Annotated in this window: 17 protein-coding genes; 8 read left to right on the forward strand and 9 right to left on the reverse strand. The window is 66.0% G+C overall.

All coding sequences use genetic code 11. From position 1 onward, the window contains the following. The 5 genes from ACQ4WQ_RS12615 to ACQ4WQ_RS12635 all read right to left on the reverse strand — a co-directional run bounded on the left by ACQ4WQ_RS12615 (position 1) and on the right by ACQ4WQ_RS12635 (position 6,157). Complete coding sequence (locus ACQ4WQ_RS12615; protein WP_436497496.1) at positions 1-738, reverse strand: AIM24 family protein; 738 nt, start codon at positions 736-738, stop codon at positions 1-3. A gap of 3 nt (positions 739-741) precedes the next feature. Then, entirely contained in the window at positions 742-1,383 is a 642-nt protein-coding gene (locus tag ACQ4WQ_RS12620; RefSeq protein WP_436497498.1) for an AIM24 family protein, read from the reverse strand. Positions 1,384-1,400: 17 nt separating this feature from the next. After that, positions 1,401-2,054 (reverse strand): AIM24 family protein, encoded by a 654-nt coding sequence (locus tag ACQ4WQ_RS12625; RefSeq protein WP_083287479.1) that lies wholly within the window; start codon positions 2,052-2,054, stop codon positions 1,401-1,403. Between the two features lie 121 nt (positions 2,055-2,175). After that, positions 2,176-5,340 carry a S8 family serine peptidase gene (locus ACQ4WQ_RS12630; RefSeq protein ID WP_436497500.1) on the reverse strand — a complete coding sequence of 1,055 codons (3,165 nt, stop codon included), beginning with the start codon at positions 5,338-5,340 and terminating at the stop codon, positions 2,176-2,178. A 1-nt stretch (position 5,341) separates the two neighbouring features. After that, entirely contained in the window at positions 5,342-6,157 is an 816-nt protein-coding gene (locus tag ACQ4WQ_RS12635) for an NF038120 family PEP-CTERM protein (RefSeq protein ID WP_436497502.1), read from the reverse strand. 432 nt (positions 6,158-6,589) lie between these two features. Here ACQ4WQ_RS12635 and ACQ4WQ_RS12640 point away from each other — a divergent pair, with 432 nt between their 5' ends. After that, positions 6,590-7,501, forward strand: coding sequence for a histidine kinase (locus tag ACQ4WQ_RS12640; RefSeq protein WP_436497504.1), 912 nt, complete (start codon positions 6,590-6,592; stop codon positions 7,499-7,501). Between the two features lie 8 nt (positions 7,502-7,509). Then, the gene (locus ACQ4WQ_RS12645) at positions 7,510-8,157 is read left to right on the forward strand and encodes a response regulator (RefSeq protein WP_436497506.1); all 648 of its coding nucleotides are present in this window, start codon (positions 7,510-7,512) and stop codon (positions 8,155-8,157) included. On the opposite strand, the gene ACQ4WQ_RS12650 is transcribed toward ACQ4WQ_RS12645, so the two are convergent. Further along, complete coding sequence (locus tag ACQ4WQ_RS12650) at positions 8,154-10,643, reverse strand: TonB-dependent receptor (RefSeq protein WP_436497508.1); 2,490 nt, start codon at positions 10,641-10,643, stop codon at positions 8,154-8,156. The two genes, ACQ4WQ_RS12645 and ACQ4WQ_RS12650, sit on opposite strands and share 4 nt — an antisense overlap. A gap of 93 nt (positions 10,644-10,736) precedes the next feature. Continuing rightward, positions 10,737-11,198 carry an Lrp/AsnC family transcriptional regulator gene (locus ACQ4WQ_RS12655; RefSeq protein ID WP_070217690.1) on the reverse strand — a complete coding sequence of 154 codons (462 nt, stop codon included), beginning with the start codon at positions 11,196-11,198 and terminating at the stop codon, positions 10,737-10,739. Between the two features lie 99 nt (positions 11,199-11,297). On the opposite strand from ACQ4WQ_RS12655, the gene ilvB reads away from it, so the two are divergent. Then, on the forward strand, positions 11,298-13,046 hold the full coding sequence (gene ilvB, locus ACQ4WQ_RS12660) for a biosynthetic-type acetolactate synthase large subunit (protein ID WP_436497510.1): 1,749 nt from the start codon (positions 11,298-11,300) through the stop codon (positions 13,044-13,046). Positions 13,047-13,132: 86 nt separating this feature from the next. Here the strand turns inward: ilvB and ACQ4WQ_RS12665 are convergent, their stop codons facing one another. Then, entirely contained in the window at positions 13,133-13,990 is an 858-nt protein-coding gene (locus ACQ4WQ_RS12665) for a helix-turn-helix domain-containing protein (protein WP_436497512.1), read from the reverse strand. A gap of 113 nt (positions 13,991-14,103) precedes the next feature. Between ACQ4WQ_RS12665 and ACQ4WQ_RS12670 the strand changes: the two genes are divergently transcribed. From ACQ4WQ_RS12670 to ACQ4WQ_RS12690, 5 genes are read left to right on the forward strand one after another with little or no spacing between them, the layout of a single operon-like run. After that, entirely contained in the window at positions 14,104-15,546 is a 1,443-nt protein-coding gene (locus ACQ4WQ_RS12670; RefSeq protein ID WP_436497514.1) for a cytochrome P450, read from the forward strand. A 36-nt stretch (positions 15,547-15,582) separates the two neighbouring features. After that, positions 15,583-16,044, forward strand: coding sequence for a GNAT family N-acetyltransferase (locus tag ACQ4WQ_RS12675; RefSeq protein WP_436497516.1), 462 nt, complete (start codon positions 15,583-15,585; stop codon positions 16,042-16,044). Then, on the forward strand, positions 16,041-16,400 hold the full coding sequence (locus tag ACQ4WQ_RS12680; protein WP_436497518.1) for a nucleotide pyrophosphohydrolase: 360 nt from the start codon (positions 16,041-16,043) through the stop codon (positions 16,398-16,400). Before ACQ4WQ_RS12675 ends, ACQ4WQ_RS12680 begins: the two co-directional genes overlap by 4 nt. A gap of 49 nt (positions 16,401-16,449) precedes the next feature. Then, the gene (locus tag ACQ4WQ_RS12685) at positions 16,450-17,238 is read left to right on the forward strand and encodes a hypothetical protein (protein WP_436497520.1); all 789 of its coding nucleotides are present in this window, start codon (positions 16,450-16,452) and stop codon (positions 17,236-17,238) included. Continuing rightward, positions 17,235-17,543 (forward strand): hypothetical protein, encoded by a 309-nt coding sequence (locus ACQ4WQ_RS12690; RefSeq protein ID WP_436497522.1) that lies wholly within the window; start codon positions 17,235-17,237, stop codon positions 17,541-17,543. Before ACQ4WQ_RS12685 ends, ACQ4WQ_RS12690 begins: the two co-directional genes overlap by 4 nt. Before the next feature lie 44 nt (positions 17,544-17,587). On the opposite strand, the gene ACQ4WQ_RS12695 is transcribed toward ACQ4WQ_RS12690, so the two are convergent. Next, on the reverse strand, positions 17,588-19,243 hold the full coding sequence (locus ACQ4WQ_RS12695; RefSeq protein WP_436497524.1) for a methyl-accepting chemotaxis protein: 1,656 nt from the start codon (positions 19,241-19,243) through the stop codon (positions 17,588-17,590). Positions 19,244-19,362 lie beyond the last annotated feature (119 nt).

Consider the following 19,362-nt stretch of genomic DNA (forward strand, 5'->3'; position numbering starts at 1 on the left):
TTAGCGCTGTTCTTTCATCTGCTGCTGGACAGAAAGACTCAAGGTCCCCAGGTCTTCCTTGCCCAGCAGCGGCAATTGCGCCAGCAGCTGGGCCAGGGCCGAGCTGCCCGTCACGTCCAGCTCGGACGACTGCACCAGCACCGTGCCGGCGCCCGTGAAGTCGATCTGCTTTTCCTCGCCCGACAGGGTAAAACCCGTGAGTGCGCCGGCGGCCGAGGCCCAGCCCTGCACGTGGGCGTAATCGTAGTGATACGAGGGGCTGGGGCAATCGGCCCAGCCCAGCACGGCCTGCTCGTCCACGCGGCACGGCAACTCCAGGAAATGCACGGGGCCGTTCGACGAAGCGATGACTTTACCGGTGCCTATCATGGTCAGATAGCCGGGCAAGGTCGATTCCTGGCAAATCACATCCTTGGTAAAACCCAGCAGGTTTTTCGCGCGGATGGTCATGTTGGCGTTGTCCAGGTCGTAGCACGCCAGGTCGTTGCCGTTGTCGCCCAAAATCAATTGGCCCTGCCCTTGCGCCACGACAAAGTGGTGCACGTATTTCGGTGCATTGAAAGCGTTGCGCACGATCAGGTCGAGCACGCTGCTGCCCATGGCTTCGAAACGCAGCTCGCCATAGAAGGCGATCATCTTGCCCTTGCGAATGAATATCTGTTCCTTGACGTCGATGACATACGAAAAACGGTTCAGGTTATCGTTCTTCGGCAAGGTATCGGGATTGTAGATCGTCATGGCTTACCTTTCGCTCGCTTGGATGTAGACCGTGCCCTGGCCCGTAAACTTCACCTGGTACGATTCGCCGGACGCCTGGCCGACGAAGGTTTTCCAGTTCAGGTCCGTGACGATGGTCGAGCTCAGCTGGCCCGTGTGGCCGATATACGCTTGCGGGTCGACAAACACGGGCACGTCCGGCGTGACGGGCAAGCCGATGGCATTGCCATCAGACAAAATCGCCACTTCGCCCGTGCCTTGCAAGGTGGTGGTAAACAAGCCCTGGCCCGAGGCCATGCCGCGCACCACCCCCTGCACGCCGCCCTGGTTGCCGAGGAACATGGTGCCGGCCGTCAGGCGCGCATCGAAGGCCAGCAAGGATTCGCTTTCCACATAGAACGTTTCGCCGCGCACGGGGACGATACTGACGAACAGGCCGCCCTGCGCGTAAAACACGCTGCCCGTACCGCGCGCCGACATCAGGGCATAGCCCTCGTTCGTGACGGCGCGCATGGCCAGGCTTTGCACGCCCTGGCCGGCCAGGAAGGAGCGGCTGAACGCCACGTCGCCCTGGTACGACACCATGGCGCCCTTGCGGGCGAACACTTCTTCATTGCCGAGTTTGACCTCAAGCATCTTTTCATTGATCTGCTGATAGACGGGCATCGCTGGTCCTCGCTGACTTAACGTTCGGCGGGCTGGATGAACACCACGCCCTGGCCGGTGAATTTGTGCTGGTACGATTCGCCCGAGCTCTGGCCGATCATGGTGCGCCAGTTGACATCAAAAACGAATTCCTGGCGGATATCGCCCTTGAAGCCGACGAAGGCGTCCGGGTCCACGCGCAGCGGGTGCGCGGGCGTCACTTCCAGCATGATCAGGTTGCCGCGCGAAATGACGGCCAGGTTGCCATGGCCTTCGACGGTGGTGGAAAACAGGCCCTGGCCCGAGCTGGCGCCGCGCAGGCCCGCAAAGCTGGTGCCCGTCTTCAGGCTCGTGTCGTAGGCCAGCAGGCTGCTGCTTTCGATGGTCAGCTTTTCGCCGGCCAGCGCCATGACGGTAATCTCGGCCGCATTCTGCGCGAAAAACACGGTACCCGTGCCGGCGGCCTGCATCACCTGCATGCCTTCATTCGTCACCTTGCGCTTGAGCGCGCCGAACAGGCCCTCGCCGCCGAGCAGGGACTTTTCAAATTTGATGCTGCCCGTGTAGGCGACCATGGCGCCGGCAATCGCCAGCACTTTTTCATCCTGCAGGCGCACTTCCAGCAGGCGGTCGGTATTGGTGCGGAAACTGGTCACGCGCGACTCCCCAAGAATGCCAGGGCACAAAGCCATGGCTATCCGACAAGATACCGGGGGCGTTACCGCCATGCAAGTGCTATTCCTCCCGAACGGGGGGGAGTGCATAAAAAAAAGGCGTGCCCGGAGGCACGCCTTTGTTCATACCATGAGCGGCTTATTCGGCCAGCACCGGCTTGGCGCTGCGCGCGTTCTGGAACAGCGGCACGGGATCGTTGGTATTGACCTCGACCACCGTGACGCCCTGCACCACGCCAGCCACCTGGTAGCCGACGGCGCCCAGGTGGCGCTTGCCTTCGGCCAGGTTGGACCAGCTCAGCGAGACCGTCGCCGTACCGCCCGTGTAGGCCGTGCCCGGCATCAGCGCCTTGAAGCTGCCGTTGTTCAAGCCCGGCGCCAGTACCCACGAGGACAGGGTGTAGTCGGCCTGGCCGTTTTGCGGCGCGAAACCGATCACGCACACCTTGTACGTGCCGGCGGCGGGCAGGCGCAGTTCCACTTGCTCATTGGAACTTTCATTGCCGCTGCTGCCAACCAGCACATTGGCGGCGTTGTAGACCTCCATGTCCATGTCGGTATTCGCGCCGCCCGTCGTTTCCGCGTCGTAGGTGGCAAAGCGCGCCGCCAGGGTGCCGGCCGGAATCACCACGTTGTGCACGTTCACGCCCGTGGCGCCGCCCGCCTTGCAGGCGGCCGAAGCGGCAGCGCCCGTCGTTGCCTGGCCGATCGTGCGCGACTCGCGCACGGCTTCGACCAGGCCCGACTTGACGCCGACCAGCGCACCCGAGAAGCCCGTGCCCAGGGTCAGCACCTTGCTGCCCGTGGCCGCTTCGCTGCTGACCAGCGGAATGGCGGCCAGCGAGGTGCCGCGCGCCGTCAGCGGGCTGCGCACCGTGTGCGTGCCATCCGTCCAGCTCAGGGCGCCGTAGGTCCAGGTATTGGCCGGCGCCGTGGTGCGCGTCAGCTTGACCTGGTACTGCGCCTTGGCACCGGGCGCCAGGCTCAGGCTCGTTGGCGTCACCGCCACCGTGTAGCCGGGCAGGCTGGCCGAGACGTTGTAGACGGCGCTGCTGGCGCCCACGTTGGTCACCGTGCGCGTCAAGGTTTGCGTGCCCAGCACGTTGGCCGCCGTCAGCGACGCCAGGTTCAGGTTATAGGCAGGAATGGTACCGATGGCCTGGCAGGTGGCGGGACTGTAGACCTTCAGGTTCAGGCCGCACAGGAAGCGCGCATAGTCGATTTCCGACACGTCGTACACGAGCCCGGGATCGGCCGCGCTGTTCGGCGCGATGTGGCCGGCACCCTGGCCCCAAGGTAGCTGGCCCGAGTTCTTCGCCGTGGCATCCCACGACACGGAACCGTTCAAGCCATCGGAATACGTGCTGAAGGCCGTCGTCATCAGCGCCGACTTGATGGCCGCGGGCGACCAGCTCGGGTGCTGCTGCTTGAGCAGCGCCGCCACGCCGGCCACGTGCGGACTGGCCATCGAGGTGCCGGAATAGAAATCCCATTCCGCCACGGGCGCTGCGCCGCCGGCCGCCACAGCATCGCGCTGTGCCGGCGTCAGGTCGGCCGTCACGCCGGCCAGGATATTGGTGCCGGGCGCGGACAGGTCGGGTTTCAGGATGTTCGCGTTGGCCACGTTCGGTCCGCGCGAGGAACGGTCGCTGACGATCGGCGCCTGCACCGTCGTGTCGGCGATCGTGTGGATTTCGCCCAATGCCGCCGTGCCGTCCGGATTGGACGCCATGAAAGCCTTCAGCGCGTCGCCCTGCGCCTGCGCCAGGTGCACCGTCGACAGCACGTGCGCCTGATTGATGATGGTGTTGGCGCCGCCGGCCACGTTGGCGATGACCACGCCCGCCGCGCCCGCCGTCTTGGCATTCGCGCTCTTGTTGACCAGCACGTTGCCGCCACGGTCGCACACGAGTACCTTGCCCGCCACTTTCGCCGGGTCCAGATAAGCCGAGGCGGCATCGGCCGCGCCGAAGCAGCGCAGCAGATTGACGTCCGTCGGCGGCACGCCGGCCAGGCCCGCGTCGCGCGAGCGGATCAGCGGCAGCGCCGGCGTCTTCGCATTGCTCGATGCGCCTTCCAGTTTCGTGCCGTTGCTGAGGATGACATTGCCCGCATACAGCCGGTTATGCGTGGAATTGGCCACCGTTGCCAGCCACGGGCTGATGTGCGAGACGGGTGCCGGCACGTCGGGTGCGGGCGTGGCCGGGCCGGAATTGCCGCCGGAGGTGGCGACGAAGACGCCGGCCGCCGCCGCGCCGAGGAAAGCGACTTCCGTCGGTTCGTCGAAGGCGCCGCCGCCCGCGTTCGGGCCGATGGAAAAGTTGATGACGTTGACGCCATCCTTCACCGCCTGGTCGATGGCGGCCACGCTGTCGGCCGTGGCGCAGCCGTTGCGGCCCGTCGATGCGGCCGTCCAGCAGACTTTATAGGCGGCGATGCGGGCGCGCGGCGCCATGCCCGAGGCCTTGCCCAGCGACACGCCATTCGAGGTGGCGATGGCGCCGTTGTTGCCGCCGGCCGTGGAGGCCGTGTGCGTGCCATGGCCGCCGTGGCCCGTCAGGCCGGCGACGGAATCGCGCGGCGACAGGAATTCCGTCCAGTGCAGCGCCGAGGTGGAGGCGCGGTAATAGCGCGCGCCGATCAGCTTGTTGTTGCAATTCTCGGCGGAAAAACCTTCGCCCGTCTGGCACGTGCCCTGCCAGCTGGCCGGCGGTGCGCCGTAGACGACGTTGCTGCCGCTGTGGCTGGGCACGCCGTTCTCGTCGAGGCGGTCGGCAAAGGCCGTGTTCTCGGGCCAGATGCCGCTGTCGACGATGCCGATGATGATGTCTTCGCCCGCGTGCGCCTTGCCGCCCAGCTGCTCCCAGATGCCGCCCGGTTTGTCCAGGCCCAGGAAGCTGGGCGTGTAAGTGGTGTCGAGCTGCAGGATGGAGTCGGCGCTGATGCTGGCCACGCCGCTGTTTTTCTTCAGGGCCCGCACTTCATCGTCCGTCAGCAAGGCGGAAAAGCCGTTGAAGACGACGCTGTACTGGTGCGTGATTTCAGCCGCGCTGACGGTGCCGGCCACGGCGGCCTGCTTGCTGTCGAGGTAGCTCAGGTAGGCCTGCACGTCGGCGGCGCCCACGTTGATGCGCGCGCCCGGGGCCGGCTTGGTGGCGGCCAGGCCGTCGACCTGGCCCGTGTAGGTGGCGGCCGGCTTGTCGACCAGCTGCACGATGTAGGAACGGCGTTCCTGCGCCTGCGCCGTTTGCGCCAGGCTGGCGGCCAGCAGGAGGATGGCAAGGGAAACGGGACGTAATTTCATCTCACGCTCCTTGCACGGTGAACGCGGCGAACTTGCGGGTGCGGCGGCGCGACAGCATGCCGATGGCGCCCAGGCCGGCCAGCAGCAGCAGGTAGGTCGACGGCTCCGGCACGGCGCTGATGTTGATATTGTCGAGCGCAAACTGGCCCTGGTTAAAGGCGGGGAAATCGATGGAATTGCTGCACACGCCAGTGTCATTGAAAATGCAGGCGTTGAAGGTCAGGCCCGTGAACGCATAGTTGCTGAAACCGCCCAGCAGGGAAGCGCCCTGGAAATGGTAATTGCCATCGCTGCCCTGGCCGGGAAACGCCAGCGAGGTGCTGACCACCTGGCCGTTGCTGAGGGTACCGCTCAGCTGCAGTTCGCCCCAATTCTGGTTCGGCAAGCCGGAGACGGGCGCGATGAAGGAATAGTCGAAACCGGCCAGGCTGAACGCCTGGCGGTCGGCACGCGCGAAATTCACGCCGCCATCGTTGAGGATGGCCAGGTAATTGCCGGTGGCGCCCTGCGGGCAGGCGGCGATGTCGCACGACGAGCCCGCGCGGCCATCGAGGATGGCGCCCACGCCGCTGACGCCGCCGCCGGCCGCCGTGGTCGGGTCGGCCAGGAACAGCAGGTTGTAGCTGGACGTATTGAGCGTCTGGCCGCTGGCGTACACGTCGGGACGCAAGCTGTCGAAGGTCAGGACATCGGCCATGGCCGGCGCCGAAGCGAGCACGGACAAGGTGGCCAGCGCGGCCAGGACGGTGGCGCGGCCGCGGGTAGCGGGCCGATAGACGATGGCGGGCGATACCCGCGCATGTGATAGACGATTCATTCTATTCCCTTGATTGTTGTGGATAGATAGGTCGGCAGGTCTGGCGCCCGCTTTCAGCTTTTTCACAAAAGTGTCAACAAATATAGCAAACCGCACAAAACAAATATCATATTTTTAATATCATTTATTTATTTTTTATCTAAGCCTGCGAAACTTTGTTTTGTTTTATCTATGAAAGCTTGAGGAATCTCAACGTTACATTGGAACAACAATGCCTCGCACTGCAGACGTGCGCGCCAGCGTGCCGGCGCGACTTCAGATAAGCTCGAAAACCGTGCCCGCGGCCAGCGCAAGCGCGCACCGTCACATCGCGGTACACCTGTTCCATCCTGGAACAGTCACTCCTCCCCTGCCCCGCATGACGCCCGCCCCTGCACCGATGGCATGAACCTTGCACAACAAGAAGATCGACCGTGCTCAGGGAGCAGCATCATGGAACACTACCAATTGGCCGGCAGCGGCCGCTCAGGCACGCGGCCGGCCCGGCGCCTCCTCGTGTGCGGCGCGCTGGCGCTGGCTTTTTTCCTGCTGGCCGCCAGGCTGGACCTGGCCGAACGTCTGACGCATGCGCTCGGGCACCAGGAACACTGGCAACTCGATGAACTGGCCCTGAGCCTGCTGCTGCTGGTGCTGGCGCTGGCCGGCTTTGCCGTGCGGCGCGGACGCCAGGTGGCGCTGCTGCTGGCGCAGAACCGCGCCCTCACGCAGCGCCTGCTGCGCGCGCAGGAAGAGGAGCGCTGCGCGCTGGCGCGCGAGCTGCACGATGAAGTGGGACAGGACTGCACGGCCATCCGCGCCGCCGCCAGCTACATCCTGCGCGCGCGCGAGGGCGACCAGGCGAACGTGCAGGCCTGCGCCGCCAGCATCGCCCGCTCGTCGGAAGCGCTGCATGCGATGGTGCGCACGATGCTGCGCCGGCTGCGTCCGCCCGTGCTCGACAGCCTGGGATTGGCGCCGGCCCTGCAGGCGCTGTGCGACAGCTGGGCCCAGCAGCACGGCATCGCCTGCCATTTCGCGCCGCGCGCCATCCCCGCCAGCCTCGACGACAGCACCGCCACCGCCATCTACCGCCTGGTGCAGGAAGGCTTGACGAACGTGGCGCGCCACGCGGGCGCCGACCGTGCCACGGTGGAATTGCGCGCCGATGCGCACGGCGTGCTGCACCTGACCATCGAAGACAATGGCCAGGGTTTATGCCCGGATAAAACGCCAGCAGATGGCTTCGGCATGCTGGGCATGCGCGAGCGCGTGGCCGGCCAGCGCGGCCATATCCGCTGGATCAGCGCGCTGGGCAAGGGCTTGCGCATCGAAGTGGCGATGCCGCTGGCGGCCGGTGCGGCATGAACGCGGCCATGAGCCCGATCCGCGTAATGCTGGTCGACGACCACCCGGTGGTGCGCACGGGCTACCGCCGGCTGCTGGAACAAGGGGGCGACATCGCCGTCGTGGCCGAGGCGGGCAATGGCGAGACGGCGTATGCCCTGTACCAGGAGCACGCGCCCGACGTCTGCGTGACGGATTTGTCCATGCCCGGCATCGGCGGCCTGGAATTGCTGCGCAAGCTGCTGGCCCGCGATGCCGGCGCCCGCGTGCTCGTGTTCAGCATGCACGACACGCCGCAGCTGATCGCGCGCGCGTTTGAGGGTGGCGCCTGCGGCTTCGTCAGCAAGCAAGCGGACCCGGAACACCTGGTCGACGCCGTGCGTGCGGCCCACGCGGGCCGCCGCTACCTCGATCCGCACAGCGCACCGGGCGTGCTGCACGGTACGGCCCGCATGGAAGCGGACCGTTTGAGCAGCCTGAGCCAGCGCGAATTCGAAATCTTCCGCCTGCTGGCCGAAGGCCGCAGCGCCGCCGATTGCGCCCGCCTGCTGCACCTGAGCAGCAAGACCGTGGCCAACCACCAGACCTGCATCAAGGAAAAACTCGACGTGCCCGGTCCCGCCGCCCTGGTCCACCTGGCGCTGCGCAACGGGGTCATCGAGCATATCCTCCCTTAAAATGCGTAGTGCAGACCTACATTCACGCTGCGCGGCGCACCGGCCGCATAGAACGTCGCGTTGACCATCGGATAGTCGCCGTTCACGGCGGGCAGCGGCCGGGCGGCAAAATTGCCGTTGGCGTCGAAGCCCGTCGCGCCCAGCTGGGCCGCCGTCGCATATTTGCGGTCGAACAGATTATTCACCTGGGCGAACACGCTCAGCTGCGGCGTCAGCTGGACCTTGCCGTTCAGCTCGACCACAGCGTAGCCGCCGCTCTTGCCCGCGCCCAGGTACGCCGGCCCGCCCGCCTGGTGCTGGTTGTTCTCGTTGCCGCGCGCGTAGGCACTCGACACGGCCGTCATGGCCAGGCCCACCGTCCAGTCGCGGCCGCCCTGATAGTCCACGTGCGCCTTGAAGATGTGGCTCGGTGTCAGCGGTATCCGGTTGCCGGGCGTGATGACGATATTGCCGTCCAGGCCGGGAGCCTGCGCATCGCTGCTGCTGTTGGCGCTGCCGTTGACGGTTTCGCGGCTTTGATACGTCGCCTGCAGCCACGTGTAATTGACACCGAAGTCCAGCGCGCCCGCCTTGCCGTCGGCCGCCAGCTCCAAGCCCTGGTGGCGCGTCTTGCCGAAATTCTTGAAGTAGCCGAAACCGGCCTGGTTGTCGGCCACGAACAGGATATCGTCATGGTTTTCCGCGCGGAACACGCCGGCGCTCCAGCGGGCCACGTCGCCCCACTGGCCGCGCACGCCTGCTTCCCACGTCTTGGTGACCACCTGTTTCAAGGGCGGATCGCCCGCCATGGCGTTGGGCAGGCGGCACGGGTTTTCCGGGTCGGCGCAGCCGAGCTCGATGGCCGTCGGCGTGCGGCTGCCTTCGTTGTAGCCGAGATAGGCGCTCACGCCCGCGGCCGGCGCATAGGCGAGGCCGATGGCGGGATTGAAGCGGCTGAAACGGTGGTCGCCATCGAGCGAGCCGCTGCCGCCGCCGGGCGTGATGGCGTCGCGGTTGCGCACGGTGCTGCGGTTGTAGCGGCCGGAGATGGTCAGGGTCAATGCTTGATTCAACGCCATGCTGTCGCTCGCATACACGCTCCACGTGCGCATGCGCCCGCTCAAGTCGACCCGGTTGTCGACGGGCGTACCGTCGTCGTCGATTTCCGTGCCGTCGGCAAAGAAGTCGACGGGCGTGATGCTGCGGTCCGGGTTCAGATAGCCGAACTGGCTGGTCTGGCGGAACGTGGCGTGGCTGCTATCCATGGCGGCGCCGGCCGTGACGGCATGGCGCGCTCCGGCCAGGTCGGCCAGCGCCGTGAACTGGCCCGAGAAGCCATAGTTTTCCTGCTGCGTATGGCTGCGGTTGATCATGCCGTTGCACTTTTCGGCCGGCTCGTCGTTGAGCAGCACGTTGCCGATACAGCGCCATTTCGGAAACGGCGTATTCGACACGTTCGCCCCGCTGGCGGGAAAGCCCGTGTAGCCGGCCGCCGCCAGCGCCGCCCGCTCGGCCGCACCGGGCTGGTAGACGGACTGGTCGAGCGACTCGTCGTTGAGGTCGCCATTGAAGGTATGCGTGTCGATCTTGCGGTAGTACACATTGCCGGACAAGAGCAAGCCAGCGCCGGCCTGGTGCTTGCCCGTCACATTCAGCAGGGTGGACTTGTTTTGCGTCAAATCGGGCTTGGTGTAGACGCTGCGGTAGTCGCGCGCCAGCATTCGCTGCTCCTGCAAGCCGTTGCCCGTCAGCCCATTGTCCGCGTGGGCCACGGTGACGGCGATGTCGGTGCGCGCATCGCTCCAGCCCAGCTTGCCAAACAGCTGGCGCACGTCCGACGGCGAATCGTCGCGCCAGCCCTCTTCCTTGAAACGGTTGCCCGTCGCATACCAGTGCCAGCCGCTGGCATGGCTGCCGCCATGCTCGAACTCGACGCCGCGCCGCTGGTGCGAACCCAGGCGCGCCTCGACGGCCGTACCGGGATTGCTCAGACCATCCTTGGTCTGCAGGGCCAACGCGCCGCCCAGGGTGTTCAGGCCGAACAGGGGGTTCGAGCCGGGCATCAGCGTCAGCGAAGCGATCGCCATGCGCGGGATCAAGTCCCAGCTGACGACGTCGCCAAACGGCTGGTTCAGGCGCATGCCATCGAGATACACGGACAGGCCTTGCGGCGTGCCCAGCAGCGGCGAGGCCGTGTAGCCGCGATAGCTGACGTCGGGCTGAAACGGATTGTTCTGCACCTCGTTCACATAGACGCTGCCCAGGTTGCGGCGCAGGAAGGCGGAAATGTCGAGCGCGCCGCTGCCGGCGATCTGTTGCGCGCTGGCCGTCTGCACGGGCGCGGCGAATGTGTCGCGCGGCTGCTCCACGGTGGGCAGCGGCATGCTGCCCGTGATGATGACGGTGGGCAAGTCGTACGCCAGCTCCAGGCTGGCAGGGTCGGCAAGGTCGGCAGCTTGCGCCTGGCACAGCGCCATGGCGGCGGCCGCGAATAAGGTCAGTCTCATGCATATCCCCGATTTATCGTGTTTTTTATTACTGCCCAGTATCAGGCAGCCACCGGGGGATGGCCTAGGGAAAAACTCCCGCCGTGCGGGGAGCTAGCGCTGCAAGGGTAGGTAGCTCTGCTTGAGCTGGCGCAACACAAAACTCGATTTGCTGTGGCGGATGCCGGGAATTTTATACAGGCGCTCGCGCAGCAGGCGTTCGTAGTCGCGCGTGTCGCTGACGGCGATGCGCAGGTAGTAATCGTAGTCGCCGGACACAAGAAACGCTTCCAGCACTTCCGGGATCATGGCCAGCGCGTGGCCGAATTCGAACAGGGCCTGGTCGGAATGGTCGTCCAGGGTCACTTGCACGATGACGGTATCGGCCAGTCCCACCTTGGCCGCATTGACGTTCACCGTATAACCCTCGATGACGCCATCGTCTTCCATGCGTTTGATGCGCGCCCAGCATGGCGACGAGGTCAGGCCCACCTTGGCGCTCAAGTCATGCAGGCTGATGCGGGCGTCCTGCTGCAGGGCCGTCAGGATGGCGAGGTCGAATTTGTCGAGCTTCATTCTGTCATATCCTTATTTCACAGCAAATTTTGCTGAATACTGCATTCTATACGAGAAAACTAGCAGCCTTTTCTGCCGCATCAGGCAGAAAATAAGGCCATGAAACCCGATCCCGCCCCCCTCCTCGCGCGCGCCTCCCATAACGGCGCCAGCACCCTGATCGACACCCTGCTGGCGCTGGGCGTCGACACCGTCTTCGGCTACCCGGGCGGCGCCGTGCTGCCCCTGTACGACGCGCTGCACGCCCAGCCCCGCCTGCGCCACGTGCTGGTGCGCCACGAACAGGCGGCCGTGCACGCGGCCGAAGGTTACGCACGCAGCACGGGCCGGCCCGGCGTCGTCTTCGTCACGTCCGGCCCCGGCATGAGCAACACCACCACGGGCTTGCTCGACGCCCTGTGCGATTCGGTACCCGTCATCTGCATCAGCGGCCAGGTGGCCACCACCAGCATCGGCACCGACGCTTTCCAGGAATGCGACGCGCTGGGCATTTCGCGCCCCGTCACCAAGTGGAACCGGCAAATCCGCACGGCCGATGAAACGGCGGCCGTCGTGCGCGAAGCATACGTGCAAGCCACGCAGGGCCGGCCCGGCCCCGTGCTGGTCGATTTCCCCAAGGATCTGCAGCTGGCGCCGGTGCAGGAAACGCCGGTGCTTGCCCCTGCCACGCCGGCCCCGGCGCCGCCGCCGGCAGCGTCCGATCTCGAACGGGCCGCCAGCCTGATCGCCTCCGCGCACCAGCCCGTGTTCTATGGCGGCGGTGGCCTCGTCAATTCCGGCCCGGAAGCCTGCGCCGCGTTCGGCCAGCTGGTGAAACTGGCGGCCGCGCCGTGTACATTAACCCTGCTGGGCCTGGGCGCCTTTCCCGCCGCGCACCCGGCCTTCCTCGGCATGCTGGGCATGCACGGCACCCTGGAAGCAAACCTGGCCATGCACCATGCCGACCTGATCGTCTGCGTGGGCGCCCGCTTCGACGACCGGGTGACGGGACGTCTCGATGCCTTTTGTCCCAACGCAAAGGTCATCCACGTCGATATCGACCCGGCGTCGATCGGCAAGGTGGTGCGCGCCGACGTGGCCCTGCGCGGCGATTGCGCGCCCGTGCTGGCGGCTCTGCTGGCGCAGCTGCGCGGGCGATTGCTGGCGGACCGCCAGCCGTGGTGGCAGCGCATCGATGGCTGGCGCGCACAAAACAGCCTGGCGTTCGACGACACGCCCGACGTCATCGCGCCGCAGGCGCTGATGCGGCGGCTGCAGGCGGCGCTGGACAGCATGGATGGCGGCGACGCCATCGTTTCCACGGACGTGGGCCAGCACCAGATGTGGGCCGCGCAGCATTTGCGTTTCGAGCAGCCCCGGCGCTGGCTGACGTCGGGCGGCGCCGGCACCATGGGTTATGGCTTGCCGGCCGCCATCGGCGCGCAGATCGCCCACCCGGACAAATGCGTGGTGTGCGTCAGCGGCGACGCCTCGATCCTGATGAATATCCAGGAACTGGCCACGGCCGTGCAGCACCGCCTGCCCGTGAAAGTGGTGTTGTCGAACAATGGCTACATGGGCATGGTGCGCCAGTGGCAGGAACTGATACACGGCGGGCGCTACAGCCACAGCTACACGGAAGCGCTGCCCGACTTCGTCGCCCTGGCGCGCGCATTCGGCTGGCAGGCGCACACGGTGAGCCGGCGCGAGGAACTCGACGCGGCATTGATTACCTGCCTGGCGTCCGACGGCCCGTACTTCCTCGACGTACGCGTGCACGGCGCGGAAAACTGCTTCCCCATGATGGCGCCCGGCGCCGGGCACCATGAAGTGACCTTATCCAAGGGCAAGGTGTACAAGGAACGGTAGGTCGGATTAGCTCGTAGAGCGTAATCCGACAACATCGTTGCAAGACGCTGGTGTCGGATTACGCGGCGTCCCGCCGCTAATCCGGCCTACGCCCATATCCGGTAGACCCAGTAACTCTCGTCGTCGCGGATGGCGCGCGCCAGCTCGGTGGGGCTCAAGCCCGTGATTGCGCGCGTCTCGCGGCAGAAATGCGCCTGGTCGGCGTAACCGCCGCTGGCGGCGACGTCGGACCAGGACGCCGTGCCCTGCAGGATGGCGCCGCGCTCGTCGAGGAACAGCTGTTCCGCGCGGCGCATGCGGCGCAAGGTGCGCATGGGCTGGCCGGCCCAGGCCTTGATGCGGCGCTCGATGTTGCGCGCGCTGCTGGCCAGGCCCGTCGATGCGGCCTGCACGCCCAGGCGGCGCACCCAGTCCTGCACGGCGCCGGCCGGTTGGTCGCCGCTCTGGCGCGCCAGTTGCCAGCGGGGCGCGAGAAAATCCTCCACCAGCCTGACGCGAACCTCGTCGTCCGGCGCGGCCAGCACGGCGTCGGACAGGGCCAGCCAGTCGGCATCGAACAGCGCGCCCAGAGGGCGAAACTGGTCCAGCAAGGCATCCATCGAGATGCCCGTCAACGCATGCAGGGCGGCCGGATAAAACATCACGACGAACGAATGCACGGGACCGGGGTTGTAGCTGACCAGCGGATACGAACGGGGGCCGCCGAACAGCGCGGGCGGCATGCGCACGTCCGGCAGCGACAGGCCCGGCGCGGCCGCTTCCACGTCGCCGGCGACGGTCCAGACGATGCTGCACATGGGCGCGGCGGGAAAGCGGTTCAGGCGCTGCGCCGGCGGCAGGAGCGCGCAGTCCGTGGTGTCGCGCACGAGGATGGCGCGCACGCAGGAAGCGAGCGCGGCGCGCGGCGCGATCAGACGGGTCAGGGGCGTAGGGGCGGCAGGCATGGCGACGATTGTACCGGCAATTTCTGGCCGCGCACGATGTCGTATTCGTTCAAGACGCGGGCGCGCCAGCGCGCTACAGTGACGTCATTGTCGCCATCCACCAGGAGTACGCCATGCCCCCGCTCGACCATGCCGCCGCGCCCGCCGTCGCCACGCCCTTGCGCCAGATCCGCCGCCTGCCGGGGCCCTTCGCCCTGCCCATCGTCGGCAACAGCCTGCAGCTCAAGCTCACGCGCATCCACCGCGACGTGGAACAATGGGTGCAGCGCTACGGCCCCTACCTGCGCGCCTGGTTCGGCCGCACCCTGGTGCTGGTGGTGGCCGACAGCGAGGCCGTCGCCGCCGTGCTGCGCGACCGGCCCGACGGCTTTCGCCGCCCCCTGAGCAGTTCCATCGTGTCCGAGGAAATGGGCGGCATCCCCGGCCTGTTCCTGGCCGAAGGCACGGAGTGGCGCAACCAGCGCCGCATGGTGATGGCCGGCATGGCGCCCGGCGCCATCAAGGCCTATTTCCCCGCGCTGGTGACGGTGGCGCAGCGCCTGCAGCGGCGCTGGCATCTTGCCGCCACGCAAGGCCAGGCGATCGACCTCGATGGCGACCTGAAACGCTACACGGTCGACATCATCGCCGGCCTGGCTTTCGGCACGGAAGTCAACACGCTCGAATCGGGCGAAGACGTGATCCAGCGCCACATGGACGACATCCTGCCCGCCGTGGCGCGGCGCAGCCTGTCCATGTTCCCGTACTGGCGCTACTTCAAGCTGCCCATCGACCGCCGTCTGGACCGCGACGTGGCGGCCCTCTCCGCCGCCGTGGCCGGCCTGGTGCAGCAGGCGCGCACGCGCATGGCGCACGACCCGGCGCGCCGCGCGCGTCCGCCCAACCTGCTCGAAGCCATGATCGCCGCCGCCGACCTGGAGGGCAGCGGCGTGACCGACCGCAACGTGGCCGGCAATGTGCTGACCATGCTGCTGGCGGGCGAGGATACGACGGCCAACACGGTGTCCTGGATGATCTATCTGCTGCAACGCCATCCGGCATGCCTGGCGCGGGCGCGCGAGGAAGTGCGGCGCCTGGCGCCCGACGCGGCCCATTTCACGATCGAGCAGATGGATAGCCTCGACTACCTGGGCGCCTGCGCCAGCGAAGCCATGCGCTTGAAACCGGTGGCGCCCTTCTTGCCCGTCGAGGCGCTGCGCGACACGGTCATCGGCGACATCGCCGTGCCGGCCGGCACCCTCGTCTGGTGCGTGATGCGCCACGACACCATGTCCGAGGCGCACTTTCCCGACCCGCAGGCCTTCCAGCCCGAGCGCTGGCTGGCCGACAGCGGCGAGGCGAACAACAAGCGCGCTTCGATGCCCTTCGGCGCCGGCTTGCGCACGTGCCCGGGCCGCTATCTGGCCTTGTTGGAAATCAAGATCGCCATGGCCATGCTGCTGGGCAGCTTCGACATCGCCGGCGTCGACACGCCCGATGGCGGCGAGGCGCAGGAACTGATGGGCTTTGTGATGTCGCCCATCGGCCTGAGCATGCGCCTGGCGCGGCCGCAGTGATACCATGGGGGCAATCTCAGTCAACGTGCTTTCGCCATGCAAATTCACCTGGAATCGCCGCAGCAAGCCGACGTGCAAACCCTGATCGCCGAGCTTGATGCCTATCAACAGACCCTGTATCCGGCCGAGTGCGTCTACTCGCTGGACCTGGCGTCCCTGCCGCCCGACACCCTGCTGTTCGCCGTCGCCCGCGATGCGGCGGGCGCGGCGCGCGCCTGCGGCGCCATCGTCGTCACGCCCGATTTCGGCGAGGTCAAGCGCATGTACGTGCACCCGGACAGCCGCGGCCTGGGCCTGGCCAAGCGCCTGCTGGCCCTGCTGGAAGAGCAGGCGCTGGCGCGCGGCTGCCGCTTGCTGACGCTGGAGACGGGCATCCACCAGCCCGAGGCCATCGCCCTGTACGCACGCCACGGCTACCAGCGGCGCGGACCGTACGGCGACTATCGCGACGACCCGTTCAGTGTCTTCATGGAAAAACCGCTGCAGGCGGCCGCATGAGCGCGCCCACCGACAGCCTGCTCGACATCCGCGCGCGCCTGCGCGCCTTTGCCGACGAGCGCGACTGGGACCAGTTCCACACGCCGAAGAACCTGGCCATGGCCCTGTCCGTGGAAGTGGCGGAACTGGCCGAGCACTACCAGTGGCTACCCACGGGCGCCGATGCCGAGCTGGACGAGGCGAAGCGCACGGGCATCCGCCACGAACTGGCCGACGTGCTGATGTATTTGGTGCGCCTGGCCGACAAGAGCGGCGTCGACCTGCACGCGGCCGTGCTGGAAAAGATGGCACTGAACGCGCAAAAATACCCGGCGCAGCAGGTGCGCGGCGACGCGCGCAAATACAGCGAATACTGACACGCCCACGCGTGCGTGGCTGTCGCGCAAAAAGGCGTAGCATCAAGCCATGCGTATTTATCTATTACTGCTGATCATAGGCTTGCTCCATGGCCCTGTTGCGCTGGCGCAAACCGCGCCCGTGCCGCAAGTGAAGGTGGACGCCACGCGCGACCCCGTCGATAAATCGTATCGCAAGATGCTGCAGGGCGTGGACCGCTTCGAGCGCGACCATGCGCTGGCGCCGCAGGCCGTGCTGCGCTTTCGCTTGCTGCCGCGCCAGCCCGGCGTGGACATGCAGGGCGTGCAGCTGCGCATCGCGGGCGACACCGTCAGCATCCCCTTGCCCTTGGCCGAAGACAACAGCTTTGCCCCCGTGCGCAATGCGCAAGCGGCGCGCGAAGATGCCGTGCTGATCGCCAACCGCAAGGCCACCACCATGAGCTGGCGCGCGCAAGTGATCACGCCCGGCTTGCCGCCCGGCACGCGGCGCCTGGGCGACTTGCGCCTGGAATGCCGCGCCGGCATGGATTCCGGCCTGATCTCGAACGACCCGCAAATCATCGCCTGGCTGTCCAGCATGCTCTACAGCACCGACAAGGTGTGCTCGGAGCCGGACGGCAATTATCTGTTCTTCACGGACCGGCCCCTGTTCGGCGTGACCCTCGTGCATGGGGAGCGCCGGCTGGCCCTGCCGTTCACCATGCTGTACGCGGGCGGCGAGCAAACGCCCGCCTCGCTGCCCTATTGCGATTGCCAGGTCTTGCTTGACCGCACGTATTACGCGCCCCTGTGGGATGCCAGCTGGCCCGACGACACCCTGCTGGAATTTGACTATATGGACGAGGTGGCGCCATGAAGCGGCTGATGATCGCCTTGCTCACGCTGCTGGCCGCCTGCTCCGGCACGCGCGCCTTGCAGGCAAGCAAAAATGTGCCTTACGCCACCCTGGAACAGACGGTGCACGTGGGCAGCAGCACGCGCGAACAGGTGCGCGCGGCGCTGGGCGACAGCACGGCCATCCGTTTCGACAGCGGCAATGAAGTGTGGATGTACAGCTACCCGGCGGCCTCGGGCGCGCCAGGCGAATATGTGATTTTGTTTGGCGGGGATGGGGTGGTGAAGAAGGTGCGCAGCGGCGAGGTGTACCGGGTACAGAAGTAAGCGCGGGAAGTGAGCCCCGCCAGCAGCGCTGGCGGGGGCAATGCTTATCTTGCCTTCAGCAAGGCCCGCGACGCGACGCCAGCCCCCACGCTGCGCCCCACGCCGGCCGCCTTGCGCTTGGGCGAGGCCTTCAATTTGAAGATGCCGATCGACTGGGCCACGCTCTCCGTGCGCTGCGCCAGGCTGGTGGCGGCCGCGGCCGCCTGCTCCACGAGGGCCGCATTCTGTTGCGTGATGCCATCCATGTGGATGACGGCCTGGTTGACCTGGCCGATGCCCTGGTTCTGCTCGCGCGTGGTCGAGGAAATCTCGTCCATCACTTCCGTCACGCGGGCCACCGAAGCGATCACTTCCGTCATGGTGGCGCCCGCATTGCTGGTCAGCACGCTGCCCGCATTCACGGTGGCGATCGAATGGTCGATCAGGTTTTTCACCTCTTTCGCCGCCGTGGCCGAGCGCTGCGCCAGGCTGCGCACTTCGCCCGCCACGACGGCGAAGCCGCGGCCGTGCTCGCCCGCGCGCGCCGCTTCCACGGCCGCGTTCAAGGCGAGGATATTCGTCTGGAAAGCGATGCCGTCGATCAGGCCGATGATGTCGAGGATCTTGCGCGACGAGGTGCTGATCTCGTCCATCGTGGTGACCACTTCGCTGACGATGGTGCCGCCCTTGGCCGCGACGGTCGACGCCTGCACCGCTAGGTCGTTGGCCGTGGCCACATGGTCGGCGCTGTTTTGCACCGTGGACGTCAGCTCTTCCATGCTGGCCGCCGTCTGCTCCAGGCTGGAGGCCTGCGATTCCGTGCGGCTGGACAAGTCCATATTGCCCGTGGCGATTTCCGCCGTGGTGATGCGGATATCCTCGAAGTTGGCGCGCACGTCGCCGATGATGCTGTGCAAGTTGATATTGGTCTGGCGCAAGGCCGCCATCAATTGACCCATGTCATCGTCGCGCACCTTGTCGATGACGCCCGTCAAGTCGCCGCCGGCCATCTTGCGCGCCACCGTGATGGCGTCGCCCAGCGGCGCGACGACGGAATTGTGCAGATGGGCCCAGAAATACAGCATCAGCGCCACGGCGGCGGCAGCAGCGCCGCTGAGCCAGCTGCGCGTGGCCGTGCTCGTATCGCCGTCGATATTCCACACGGCACAGCCGAGGATGGCCAGCACCACGCCAAAGACGATGCAATGCAGGGCGATGTCCTGCGACAGGGTCAGCTTGCGCCACTCGGCCAGCTTGGCGGCCCAGCCCTGGCGCACGACGCGGCCATTGCGGATCGCCAGATTGGCACTATTGCCATCTTTAAAACTTTTATACAGGGCTGCCGCTTCGTTGATCTGCTCGCGCGTAGGCTTGGTGCGCACGGACATGTAGCCGATCGGGCGGCCGTTTTCGATGACGGGCGTGATATTGGCGAAGACCCAGTAAAAGTCGCCATTCTTGCAGCGGTTCTTGACCATGCCGGTCCACGGCATGCCCGTCTTGATGGTGTCCCACAGGTCGGCAAATGCTTCGGCCGGCATATCGGGATGCCGCAGGATATTCTGTGGCGCACCCAGCAGTTCCATTTCTGAAAAACCGCTGACCTCAATGAAATACTGATTGGCGTAATTGATGTTTCCCTGTAAATCCGTGGTGGAAACAATCGTCATGCCTTCATTTAATACGTATTCATTTTGCGTGATAGGCGTATTGACCCGCATCGTCGCTCCTCTATTTTTTCAACTAGCATAACAAAAACATAAAAACAATATACCACATCAAGTACCCTTGATATATCGCCCCGGCGACACTGACACTGGTCAAACAATTTAATAAAAAT

Origin of the sequence: Janthinobacterium goodfellowi (assembly GCF_051380695.1) — a bacterium.
In the GTDB taxonomy this organism is placed as follows: domain Bacteria; phylum Pseudomonadota; class Gammaproteobacteria; order Burkholderiales; family Burkholderiaceae_D; genus Janthinobacterium.

Coding starts and splice junctions, on each gene's coding strand:
- ACQ4WQ_RS12615 (WP_436497496.1), bottom strand. CDS start 738: ATGACGATCTACAATCCCGATACCTTGCCGAAGAACGATAACCTGAAC.
- ACQ4WQ_RS12620 (WP_436497498.1), bottom strand. CDS start 1,383: ATGCCCGTCTATCAGCAGATCAATGAAAAGATGCTTGAGGTCAAACTC.
- ACQ4WQ_RS12625 (WP_083287479.1), bottom strand. CDS start 2,054: ATGGCTTTGTGCCCTGGCATTCTTGGGGAGTCGCGCGTGACCAGTTTC.
- ACQ4WQ_RS12630 (WP_436497500.1), bottom strand. CDS start 5,340: ATGAAATTACGTCCCGTTTCCCTTGCCATCCTCCTGCTGGCCGCCAGC.
- ACQ4WQ_RS12635 (WP_436497502.1), bottom strand. CDS start 6,157: ATGAATCGTCTATCACATGCGCGGGTATCGCCCGCCATCGTCTATCGG.
- ACQ4WQ_RS12640 (WP_436497504.1), top strand. CDS start 6,590: ATGGAACACTACCAATTGGCCGGCAGCGGCCGCTCAGGCACGCGGCCG.
- ACQ4WQ_RS12645 (WP_436497506.1), top strand. CDS start 7,510: ATGAGCCCGATCCGCGTAATGCTGGTCGACGACCACCCGGTGGTGCGC.
- ACQ4WQ_RS12650 (WP_436497508.1), bottom strand. CDS start 10,643: ATGAGACTGACCTTATTCGCGGCCGCCGCCATGGCGCTGTGCCAGGCG.
- ACQ4WQ_RS12655 (WP_070217690.1), bottom strand. CDS start 11,198: ATGAAGCTCGACAAATTCGACCTCGCCATCCTGACGGCCCTGCAGCAG.
- ilvB (WP_436497510.1), top strand. CDS start 11,298: ATGAAACCCGATCCCGCCCCCCTCCTCGCGCGCGCCTCCCATAACGGC.
- ACQ4WQ_RS12665 (WP_436497512.1), bottom strand. CDS start 13,990: ATGCCTGCCGCCCCTACGCCCCTGACCCGTCTGATCGCGCCGCGCGCC.
- ACQ4WQ_RS12670 (WP_436497514.1), top strand. CDS start 14,104: ATGCCCCCGCTCGACCATGCCGCCGCGCCCGCCGTCGCCACGCCCTTG.
- ACQ4WQ_RS12675 (WP_436497516.1), top strand. CDS start 15,583: ATGCAAATTCACCTGGAATCGCCGCAGCAAGCCGACGTGCAAACCCTG.
- ACQ4WQ_RS12680 (WP_436497518.1), top strand. CDS start 16,041: ATGAGCGCGCCCACCGACAGCCTGCTCGACATCCGCGCGCGCCTGCGC.
- ACQ4WQ_RS12685 (WP_436497520.1), top strand. CDS start 16,450: ATGCGTATTTATCTATTACTGCTGATCATAGGCTTGCTCCATGGCCCT.
- ACQ4WQ_RS12690 (WP_436497522.1), top strand. CDS start 17,235: ATGAAGCGGCTGATGATCGCCTTGCTCACGCTGCTGGCCGCCTGCTCC.
- ACQ4WQ_RS12695 (WP_436497524.1), bottom strand. CDS start 19,243: ATGCGGGTCAATACGCCTATCACGCAAAATGAATACGTATTAAATGAA.